General features: G+C 29.0%; 5 protein-coding genes, 3 rRNA genes and 1 pseudogene. 8 read left to right on the forward strand and 1 reads right to left on the reverse strand.

Annotated features, from left to right (window positions below; all coding sequences use genetic code 11):
- Positions 1 to 113, forward strand: a 23S ribosomal RNA gene (locus LQE93_RS16130); the annotation flags it as partial.
- A gap of 46 nt (positions 114 to 159) precedes the next feature.
- Positions 160 to 276: ribosomal RNA gene (gene rrf, locus LQE93_RS16135) — 5S ribosomal RNA — on the forward strand.
- A gap of 274 nt (positions 277 to 550) precedes the next feature.
- Here the strand turns inward: rrf and LQE93_RS16140 are convergent.
- Positions 551 to 1,867 (reverse strand): annotated as a pseudogene (locus LQE93_RS16140) (IS3 family transposase).
- Positions 1,868 to 2,363: 496 nt separating this feature from the next.
- Here LQE93_RS16140 and glgB point away from each other — a divergent pair.
- The 6 genes from glgB to LQE93_RS16170 form a co-directional block, all read left to right on the forward strand.
- Positions 2,364 to 4,412 (forward strand): 1,4-alpha-glucan branching protein GlgB, encoded by a 2,049-nt coding sequence (gene glgB / locus LQE93_RS16145; protein ID WP_231074492.1) that lies wholly within the window; start codon positions 2,364 to 2,366, stop codon positions 4,410 to 4,412.
- Between the two features lie 13 nt (positions 4,413 to 4,425).
- Positions 4,426 to 5,862 (forward strand): glycogen synthase GlgA, encoded by a 1,437-nt coding sequence (glgA, locus tag LQE93_RS16150; protein WP_055268432.1) that lies wholly within the window; start codon positions 4,426 to 4,428, stop codon positions 5,860 to 5,862.
- A gap of 31 nt (positions 5,863 to 5,893) precedes the next feature.
- The gene (locus LQE93_RS16155; RefSeq protein ID WP_055268434.1) at positions 5,894 to 8,329 is read left to right on the forward strand and encodes a glycogen/starch/alpha-glucan phosphorylase; all 2,436 of its coding nucleotides are present in this window, start codon (positions 5,894 to 5,896) and stop codon (positions 8,327 to 8,329) included.
- 325 nt (positions 8,330 to 8,654) lie between these two features.
- Entirely contained in the window at positions 8,655 to 9,812 is a 1,158-nt protein-coding gene (locus LQE93_RS16160) for a glucose-1-phosphate adenylyltransferase (RefSeq protein ID WP_186839649.1), read from the forward strand.
- Between the two features lie 25 nt (positions 9,813 to 9,837).
- A complete protein-coding gene (glgD, locus tag LQE93_RS16165; RefSeq protein ID WP_055268438.1) occupies positions 9,838 to 10,944 on the forward strand; it encodes a glucose-1-phosphate adenylyltransferase subunit GlgD in 1,107 nt (368 codons plus the stop codon).
- Between the two features lie 590 nt (positions 10,945 to 11,534).
- Positions 11,535 to 11,621: ribosomal RNA gene (locus LQE93_RS16170) — 16S ribosomal RNA — on the forward strand; the annotation flags it as partial.

The following is an 11,621-nucleotide window of genomic DNA, read 5'->3' on the forward strand; positions in this document are numbered from 1 at the left end:
CCCATAGCATAAGCTAGTAAGACCCCTTGAAGAACACAAGGTTGATAGGTCAGAGGTGTAAGTGCGGTAACGTATTTAGCTGACTGATACTAATAGGTCGAGGGCTTGACCAATAAAAATATAAAATTCATGTGCAATTTTCAGAGAACACTCTGAATATCAGGTGATGATGGCGTAGAGGAAACACTCCTTCCCATTCCGAACAGGAAAGTTAAGCTCTACAGCGCCAATGGTACTGCATGGGAGACTGTGTGGGAGAGTAGGACGTTGCCTGGTTAGTAAAAACACTTAAGTCTATCTTAAGTGTTTTTTTGTTGTATAAAAGTATATAAACTATACTAAGAATCCGGCAATTATATTCCAAAAGTTAGTTTTTTAATGATTATTGCTGAAAAATTACATGTAGTAGCAGAAGAAAAAATATTGATAGATGCTTTACCTTGAGGCAACTTTGAAAATTTTAAGTTGATTTTAGTAAAATTAATAGACAATAGAAAAAGACCTAAGAGAATATAAAATGTACCCGTAGTCAAGGACAATTAAACAAAGACTAGGCGGCACTAAGAAGATGATTTCTGTATTTAACAGGAGTCATCTTTTTTAAATTCCATTGAGGTCTATAATTATTATGATAATCAATATAATCATCTATTTCTTTCTGTAAATCTTCAAAAGTTTCACACTCTTTTATATGTACAAAAAACGATTCCTGCGGGGCGTTGTCCCAACAGTTACCACGCCTAGACATAGATTGTCCGATTCCATTTTCTTTAAGTTTCTTCTGAAAGATTGGACTTGTATAATGAGCTCCTTGATCCGAATGAATAAACACGTCTTTATGCAAATAAGCATTTGAATTCATTAGCTTATCTATTGTTTCTATTACAATATTTATCTTTAAACTTTTAGATATGTTATATGCTAAAACTTCATTAGTAGATGTATCTAAAATGGTCGATAAATAAGACTTATGACCATTCTTATAAAATAAATAGGTTATGTCTGTTAATAGTACTTTTACAGGTGTATCCTGTTTAAACTCTCTATTTAATAAGTTAGGTAAGACCGAATGTTCTTTAGTTGCTTTCATCATTCTTCTATATGCATTTGCTGATCTATGTGGACAAATAATATCATACTTTTTCATTATTCTTCTAATTCGTTTTAAATTATAGTTAATGTTAAAGAAATCATTTAAAGTCATTTTTATTTGCCTGGCACCCTTTTTTACGATTCTTAAAATTAAATGCATCTAATATATTTTTATATAGCTCTAAATCCCTATTTTCTTTATCATTACGTTTTAATGTTGATTCTTTGGAAAAATAATTATAGTAGCCGGAACGTGAAACGCCCGCTAATTTGCATAAATAGCTAATTCTATTCTTAAGTTTATACTTTTTTAAAACTGATTGTATTAAAATAAATTTTTCAAAAGTTAATAATTTTATTTCTTTATTTTCACGCTCCTTTCTAACATTTCTAACTTTTTTAGAAGTTCATTTTCGGCCTGTAAAAGCTTTACCTTGGCTTGAAGTTTTTCATATTTTTCTTCAATAGATAAGTCTCTTTCAGTTGGTCTACCTGTATTAAATTTTCTTGTATCCTGAAGTTGGCTTACTCCATTTCTTCGAAATGCGGAGCGCCATCTTTTTCCTGATGATTCAGTACGTGTCATTCCTAAAATATCTATATCAAATCCACATTCTTCAAATATCTGTCTTGGAAGCTTCCCATTTTGATTTTCTACAATAAATAATTCTTTGAACTCATCGCTATATGTAATTCCTTTAGTACTAACCTTTTTAATATATTTATTTTGGGATAATATATTAATTTCTTCATCTGTAAATATTTTTTTGCTCATTACACTATCTCCTAATATTGTTTTATTTAATTATACATAAAAGTACCCTACCGAATAGACTTTTTTTTATAGTGTCTATCCTATAGGGTACATTTTAAATATTCTTAAGTCTTTTTTTATTATATAAATTTATAGATAAAGTTAAAATTTTATATAATATTAGCTATTTTAGATATAAATAAATTGTTAGGGATATTTTCTATAGATTTGATTATCAATTTAAAAGAGAAATATACATATGATAAGGTATATTTTATGGATTTTCTTTAATAAATTATCTACTAAAAGAGACGTAATACGACGATAAACAACATAATCTTATCTAAATATTTAATTTTTTAAAAATGTAAAAGTATACTTAAGATTTTTTATGAATTTAATGTCGTTTGAAAAGTGTTGATGATATTTTATCTATGATGATAAAATTAATAAGCATAATATAATTTATTCCATAAATGATAAAATTAATAAAACAAATGTAGTAAGGAGGCATAACATGAGACAAAATATTCTAGAATCTACTGATAATATTGCTAAATCTTTTAATGATGAAGTGAATTGGAAAAATAAGAGTATAGAAGTAATAGAAGAAATAGAAGAAAAAAAAGAAAAGAAGGTAGCAAGTAAAAAAGCGAAATGCGAGATAACAGATTTTAACACATATTTATTTCATGAAGGCAAAAACTACAATAGTTATGCGTTTATGGGATCACATGTAGTTAATGAAAAAAAGAAAAAAGGAGTTAGATTCTCAGTTTGGGCGCCTAATGCAAAAAATGTTTATGTAGTAGGGGACTTTTCATCTTTTGAAATTAGAGCTGAGTACAAAATGGACAAGATAACTGAAGCTGGAATATGGACTCTATTTATTCCTAATTTGAGTGAAGGAACATTATATAAGTATTCAATAGAAAATATGTATGGACATCATACTTATAAAGCGGATCCATTTGCATTTAAATCTGAGCTTAGACCTAATACTGCTTCAATAGTAGTTAATGAAAAGCAAGATAAATATAAATGGAATGATAGAAGTTGGATGGCTAAAAGAAGAAGATATAATATGTATGAAAGTCCAATAAATATATATGAAATGCATCTAGGATCTTGGAAAAGAAAAAATGGAGAATTTTTAACATATAGAGAAATTGCTAAAGAGTTACCTAAATATTTAAAAGAAATGTCATACACACATGTAGAGTTGATGCCATTAATGGAGCATCCATTAGATGCATCATGGGGATATCAAATAACAGGATATTATTCTGCCACTACTAGATACGGCGATGAAAATGATCTGAAATATTTAATAGATGAACTTCATAAGGTTGGAATAGGAGTTATTTTAGATTGGGTTCCAGGTCATTTTTGCAAAGATATTCACGGCTTATACAGATTTGATGGCACACCTACTTATGAATATCAAGAAGAGTGGAAAGCAGAAAATAAAGGGTGGGGAACTTGTAATTTTGACCTAGGTAGGCCTGAAGTTAGAAGTTTTTTAATATCTAATGCAGTATATTGGTTAAAAGAATTTCATATAGATGGATTAAGAGTAGATGCAGTATCTAATATGCTATATTTGAACTATGGAAGAAATGATGGAGAGTGGAGACCTAATAGATATGGTCAAAATGGTAACCTAGAAGCTATTGAATTTATAAAAACTTTAAATACAGTAATTAGGGAAAATTTTTATAATGTAATGATGATAGCTGAAGAAGCAACATCATGGCCTAAAATATCAAAGCCTGTAGAAGAAGGTGGTTTAGGATTTAATTTTAAATGGAATATGGGATGGATGAACGATACATTAAAGTATATAGAGATGGATCCTATATATAGAAAATATCATCATAATAAAATAAATTTCTCAATGATGTATAACTACAATGAAAATTTTATTTTACCTATATCCCATGATGAAGTGGTACATGGAAAATACTCTTTAGTGAATAAGATGTGGGGAGATATTTGGAATAAGTTTGCAGGATTAAGATTATATGCAGCTTATATGATTGGGCATCCAGGAAAGAAGCTCCTTTTTATGGGAAGTGAGTTTGGACAATTTATAGAGTGGAGAGAGTATGAAGAATTAGAGTGGTTTTTAATAGATAAATTTGAAAATCATAAAAAAACACAGGAGTATTTTAAATCTCTTAATAAATTTTATAAAGATAATAAAGCATTATGGGAGCTAGATTATGATTATAAGGGGTTTGAATGGATTGATGCAGATAATAATAATTCAAGTGTATACTCCTTTATACGTAAAGGAAGAGATGAAAATGAAATATTAATATTTGTGTTTAATTTTACTCCAGTAGTAAGATATGACTTTAGATTAGGTGTACCTTATAAGGGAGAATATAAAGAAGTATTTAATACAGATAGTTTAGAGTTTGGTGGATCAGGTCAGATAATGACAGATATTTTAGTGGCTGAGGAAATTGAAATGAATAATAGACCTTATTCTATTAAGATAAAGGTTCCACCAATGGCTGCAACTGTTTTGTCTATAAATAATGTTAATAAACATAAATAATGGAGGGGATTTGATGAAAGTTTTATTTGTTACATCTGAAGCAAATCCATTTGTTAAAACAGGAGGATTAGGTGATGTAATGGGAGCATTACCACAATCTTTGCATAATCTAGGTGTAGATGCAAGAGTAGTTTTACCTAAGCATAAAAATATAAAAGGTGATTATGTTAAAAAACTTGAATTTATTAAATGGTTTATGGTTCCTGTTGGATGGAGAAATCAATATTGTGGAGTATTTAAGTATGAACATAAATCTGTTACTTATTATTTCATAGATAATGAATACTATTTTAACAGAGATGGATTATACGGATATGGTGATGATGCAGAAAGATTTGCTTTTTTTGATAGAGCTGTATTGTGCTTTTTAAAGGAAATTGACTGGCAACCAGATATCATAAATTGTAACGACTGGCAAACCGGTATGATACCTGTATTACACAAATTAGAGTATAGGAAAGATCCATTTTACTCTAATATGAAAACAGTTTTTTCAATTCATAATTTATTATTTAAGGGAACTTTTTCACCAGATATTTTACCAAATTATTTTGGGTACGATTATATGCCTATGGCAAATGGAAGTGTAGAGTTACACGGTGGAGCTAGCTTTATGAAAGGAGCTTTAAATTATAGTGATATAATCACAACTGTAAGTAATAGTTATGCTGAGGAGATAAAAACTCCACAGTATGGTGAAGGTTTGGATGGATTGTTAAGAGAAAAAAGCTTTAGGCTTAAAGGAATTGTAAATGGTATAGATTACGAAGAGTTTAATCCTGAAGAAGATAATTTAATATATAGGAAATTTAATTATGAAGATTTAAAAGGCAAGACAGAAAATAAGATATTACTACAAAAGGAATTAGGTTTACCACAAAAAGAAAATACTCCAATGATAGGATTAGTATCTAGATTAACTAATCAAAAGGGATGCGATTTAATAATAAATATAATAGATAGATTATTACAAAATGACATTCAAGTTGTAATTCTAGGAACTGGAGACTATTTGTATGAAGAAACGTTTAAGAAACTTCAATATAGATATCCAGATAAAATATCAGCAAATATAAAATTTGATAATGTACTAGCTCATAAGATATATGCTGCATCTGATATGTTCTTGATGCCATCATTATTCGAACCTTGTGGATTAGGACAGTTAATTGCTTTAAGATATGGTACTATTCCGATAGTAAGAGAAACAGGTGGACTAAAAGATACTATACGTCCATATAACCAATATAGCAAAGTAGGAAATGGCTTTGGATTTAAGAATTATAATGCCAATGAACTAATGTCAATAACGGAATATGCATTAGCTTTATATAAAGATAAGGAACATTGGAAAGGTATAGTAAGACAAGCTATGGAGTCAGATAATAGTTGGGAAAAATCAGCTCAAGAGTATAAGAAGTTATATGAAGAGTTATTAACTAGTTGCTAATTTAGAAATCCCCTGTTTAGGAGGTAGATATATGTTATCTATTGATAAGGATACCTTTAAAAAAGATTATGAAAATAAGTTTATTAAACTACATGGAAAAGAGTTAAGTGAAGGAACCAATCAACAAAAGTATGAAGCTTTAGGTGCACTTGTAAAAGATTATGTAGCGAACATGTGGATAGAAACTAATAAAATGTATAAAAAAACAGGAGATAAGCAAGTATACTATTTTTCGATGGAATTCTTATTAGGGAGATTATTGGGAAATTGTCTTTTGAATCTAGGAATCAGAGATATGTGTAAAGAAGCATTAGGAGAGATGGGAATAGATTTAGATGAGATTGAAGATTTAGAACAAGATCAAGGGCTTGGTAATGGCGGTCTTGGAAGACTAGCAGCTTGTTTTTTAGATTCTATGGCATCTCTTAAAATAGCAGGTCAAGGGTGTGGAATTAGATATAAGTATGGGTTCTTTGAGCAGAAAATAGTAGATGGTCAACAAGTAGAAGTCTCTGATAACTGGCTAAGAGGCGGAAATGTATGGGAAACTAAAAAGGCTGATAAATCTGAGATTGTTAAATTTGGTGGTTCTGTAAAGGTTGAAAATGTGAATGGAAAACTAAGTTTTATTCATGTAAATTATGAACCGGTATTAGCAGTTCCTTATGATACTCCTATAGTTGGATATGAAAATGATATAGTAAATACATTAAGGTTATGGAGTGCAGAACCAGTGTCAAATGAATTTGATTTTTCTTCTTTTAGTAGAGGAGAGTTCTTAAAAGCAATGGCTTATAAGAATTCTGTAGAATCAATTTCACTAGTATTGTATCCTGATGATTCTTTTTATGAAGGAAAGATGCTTAGATTAAAGCAACAATACTTTTTTGTTTCAGCAGGAATACAAAGTATAATTAGACACTTCAAGAAATGTGGAGGAAATATTAAAGAGTTAGATGAAAAAATAGCTATTCATATAAATGATACGCATCCTACATTAGCAATACCTGAGCTTATGAGAATATTAGTAGACCAAGAGGAATTATCTTGGGAAGAGGCTTGGAGAATAACCCAAAATACAATTTCTTACACTAATCATACAATATTGGCAGAGGCTTTAGAAAAATGGCCAACAGATATGTTTAAAAGTCTTTTACCAAGAATTTATATGATAGTGGATGAGATAAATGAACGTTATTGTCAAGAGCTATGGAATAAGTATACAGGCCAATGGGATAAGATATCTAGAATGGCTATAATATCTGATGGATATGTAAAAATGGCTAATTTGGCTATAGTGGGAAGCCATAGTGTAAATGGAGTTGCAAAACTTCATACTGAAATTTTAAAGAAAAGAGAGATGGCTGATTTTTATTATCTTTATCCATCTAAATTTAACAATAAGACTAATGGGATAACCCATAGAAGATGGTTATTAAAATGTAATCCAGAATTAACCAATCTTTTAAAAGAAACTATAGGAGATAGTTTTATACGCCATCCTATGGATTTAGATAAATTTAAAAATCATCTTGATGATGTAAATGTATTATCTCGATTAAAGGAAATAAAACAAAATAATAAGATTAAATTAGCAGAGGAAATTTATAAGACAGAAGGAATTAAGGTAGATATAAATTCTATTTTTGATGTACAAGTTAAAAGAATTCATGGATACAAGAGGCAAACTTTAAATTGTTTAAGAATAATGGATTTATATAATCAGTTATTAGAAAATCCAAACTTAGATATTGTACCAAGAACTATTATATTTGCAGGAAAAGCTGCACCAGGATATTATCTCGCTAAAAATACAATAGAATTAATCTGTAGTATAGCAGAAAAAGTAAATAATGATCCTAGAGTTAATGACAAGCTTAAAGTAGTTATGATGGAGAACTATAGAGTATCTTTAGCAGAAAAAATAATACCAGCAGCAGATTTGAGTGAGCAGATATCTACAACTACAAAAGAAGCTTCTGGAACATCTAATATGAAATTTATGATGAATGGAGCAGTAACAATAGCAACTTTAGATGGAGCAAATATAGAAATAAAAGATGAAGTTGGGGAAGATAATATAGTTATATTTGGATTAAATGCCGATGAAGTTTTAAATTACCACAAAAATGGAGGTTATTCTGCTTGGGATATATATAATAATAATCCAAGAGTAAAAGCAGTAATAAATGATTTAGTAAGTGGTAGATATAATAGCGATAAAGATAAATTTAGTAAAATATATGCTAATTTATTAAGTTATAATGATGAGTTTTTTGTACTGAAAGATTTTGATGCATATTTGGAAGCGCAAAAGAAAATAGATCTTATATATAGAGATTCAAAAAGATGGCAAAGAATTTGTGGAGTTAATATAGCTCATTCAGGTATTTTTTCATCTGATAGAACTATAAAAGAGTATGCAACAGGAATATGGGATTCTAAAGTACTATATAAGAATTTATAGTAACTTAAATTTGATTATAAATATTTTCAGAATAAGATTTCGCAATTGTTAGAGTATATATCATAAAAGTAATAGCACTTTTAATAAGATATAAAAGTGCTGTTATTTTTGTGAGAAATTAAATTATATAAGTAATAAAAAAATAAGATTGGGCATAAGAATAATTTATATAAATGAGTTAAGAAAATAACTATTTAATATCTTTTAACATAATCCTAATAATGTTAATTAGATTGTAATGTTAATATAAATTTTAAAATATGTAGGTAACATAATTTTATTTAGATAAAAGGTAGAGGGTATAAGTGAGAGGAGATGTAAGGTAGTGAGTAAGAAGGAAATTGTAGCTATGATATTAGCAGGGGGACAAGGTTCAAGATTAGGAGTGTTAACAAAGAAATTAGCAAAACCAGCAGTACCATATGGAGGAAAGTATAGAATAATAGATTTTCCACTTAGTAACTGTTCAAATTCAGGTATATATACAGTAGGAGTTTTAACACAATACAAACCATTAGAGTTAAATTCACATATAGGAATAGGTAGTCCATGGGACCTTGATAGAAGAGATGGTGGAGTTAGAATATTACCACCTTATCAAGAAGAAAAAGGTGGAAATTGGTATAAAGGAACTGCAAATGCAATTTACCAAAATATAGAATTTATAGATAATCATGATCCAGAATACGTGTTAGTTTTATCAGGAGATCATATATATAAGATGAATTATGACAAGATGTTACAGTTCCACAAAGAAAAAAATGCTGAAGCGACAATAGCTGTAATAGAAGTTCCACTTGAAGAGGCTAGTAGATTTGGAATAATGAATACTAATGACGATTTATCTATATATGAATTCGAAGAAAAACCAGCAAAACCAAAAAGTCAAATGGCTTCTATGGGAGTTTATATATTTAATTGGAAATTATTAAGACAAGCTTTAAAGGAAGATGAAAAAGATAAAGAATCTAGCAATGATTTTGGTAAAAACATAATTCCTAAAATGCTTTCACAAGGAAATAGGTTATTTGCTTACCCATTTGAAGGATACTGGAAGGATGTTGGTACAATAAGCAGTCTTTGGGAAGCAAATATGGATTTATTGAGAAGAGAAAATGGACTAACTTTATACGATGATGAATGGAAGATTTATTCAGTGAGCCCTGTAAGACCAGCTCAGTATATTGGTAAAAATGCTGTAGTTAAAAATGCTTTAGTAGTAGAAGGATGTAGGGTAGAAGGTACTGTTGAAAATTCAGTACTATTTGAAGGTGTTTCTGTAGGAAAGAATACTATCATAAGAGATTCTGTAATAATGCCAGGAGCTAAGATAGGTGAAAATGTAGTTATTGAAAAAGCTATTGTTGGAGCAGAAGCTATAGTAAGAAGAAGCTGTAAAATAGGAAATGGAAATAATATAGCTGTTATCGCAGCAAAAGAAGAAATAAAAAGTAGCAGTGTTTTAGATGCTATAGAAGCATAAGGGTATTAATAGGGGGAAGAGGAATATGAATAATTGTATAGGAATTATTAATTTAGATGAGAATGAACAAAGAATTAATGAATTAACTAGACATAGAAGTTTAGCATCATTACCTATAGCAGGAAGATATAGAGTTATAGATTTTGTATTATCTAATATGACAAATTCAGGAGTTGAAAATATAGGTATATTCACTAAGAATAAATCAAGATCATTAATGGATCATTTAACTAATGGAAGACCATGGGATTTACATCGTAAAAATGATGGACTTAGGGTATTTAATTTTGCAGATTTAGATCCATCGCATGATGATATCCATAATTTTTGGGAGAATATTGACTTTTTAGAATATAGCAGAAGAGATTATGTTTTAATTAGTTCTTCATATATGATATGTAATATAGATTATAATGAAGTTTTAAATTATCATAGAGAACAAGGTAATGATATCACTATAGTATATAAGAATGTTAAGGACTGTAAGGAGAATTTTACAGACTGTGAAGTTTTAAATTTAGATGATAATTCAAATGTTATCAGTATAGGTGAAAATATATCTTATAGAAGTAACTCAAATATAAATATGGAAATGTATATAATGAAGAAGAGTTTATTTATAGATATAATATATAAGTCAATTAAAAGTGGAATGTATAAAAAGGTAAAACAATTTATTGGTGATAATTTAAAGGATTTAAAAGTTAGAGGATATGAATTCAAAGGATACCTAGCATGTATAAATTCAATTAAAGCATATTATGATGCAAATATGGATTTTCTAAAAGAAAAGGTAAGTAAAGAGTTGTTTTATAGTAATTCACCTATATATACAAAGCCTAAAGATGAATGTCCAACTCAATATACAGAAAATAGTTCAGTAGTAAATTCTATAATAGCTAATGGATCTTATATTGAAGGAACAGTAAGAAATTGTGTAATTGGTAGAAAAGTATTTATAGGTAAAGACAGTGTTTTAGAAAACTGTGTTATCTTACAAAATGGAATGATTGAAGATGGAGTTAAAATGAATAGAGTTATCACAGATAAAGGTGTGGTAATTAAAAAAGGAGAAGAATTAAAAGGATTAGAAGATAATCCAGTTACAATTCCTAAAAAGAGAATATTCTAAGTTAGTAAGGTTTAATAATATAAAAAAATTAGCTATCCATTTTTCTCATAGAAATTTGGATAGTTAATTATTACAGTGTGTGGATAATGTTAATTATGTTAATAAATATATTAATGTAATCAACATATATTGTGGATAATGTGTGAATAGTGGATAAGTATATTAGTAGTAATATACCACAGTACCTAGTGTATCAATAGTATTAAATAATAGAAAAATAGAGGAAAAGTGAGTAAAGTAAGTTTAATACTTAAAAGCAATAGAAAGATTAGTAGTTAGTGGGAAGAGAAGATGTTAAGATAAATCTCGTCGCTGATGCGAAACAACAAAAACACAAGATAAAAAAGTGTTTGACAGTTGTTTTGATAAGTGATAAGATAAGTCTCGTTGCTAACGAAACTAAGTCAAAAAAACTTTGAAAAAAGTTGTTGACATAAAGTTGAGTGAGTGATAAGATAAGGAAGTCGCTTGAAGCGATAACAAAATATGGTCTTTGAAAATTGAACAGAATATAGTTGAAATAAATCCAGCAATTCTTTTGAGAGTCTATTTAAAAAGACTCAAAGTAATTTGAGCAACAGATTAAACTTTTTATTGAGAGTTTGATCCTGGCTCAGGACGAACGCTGGCGGCATGCCTAACACATGCAAGTCGAGCGAGCTGATCCCTTCGGGGTG

Origin of the sequence: Clostridium sp. NSJ-145 (assembly GCF_021044725.1) — a bacterium.
Taxonomy (GTDB): domain Bacteria; phylum Bacillota; class Clostridia; order Clostridiales; family Clostridiaceae; genus Clostridium; species Clostridium disporicum_B.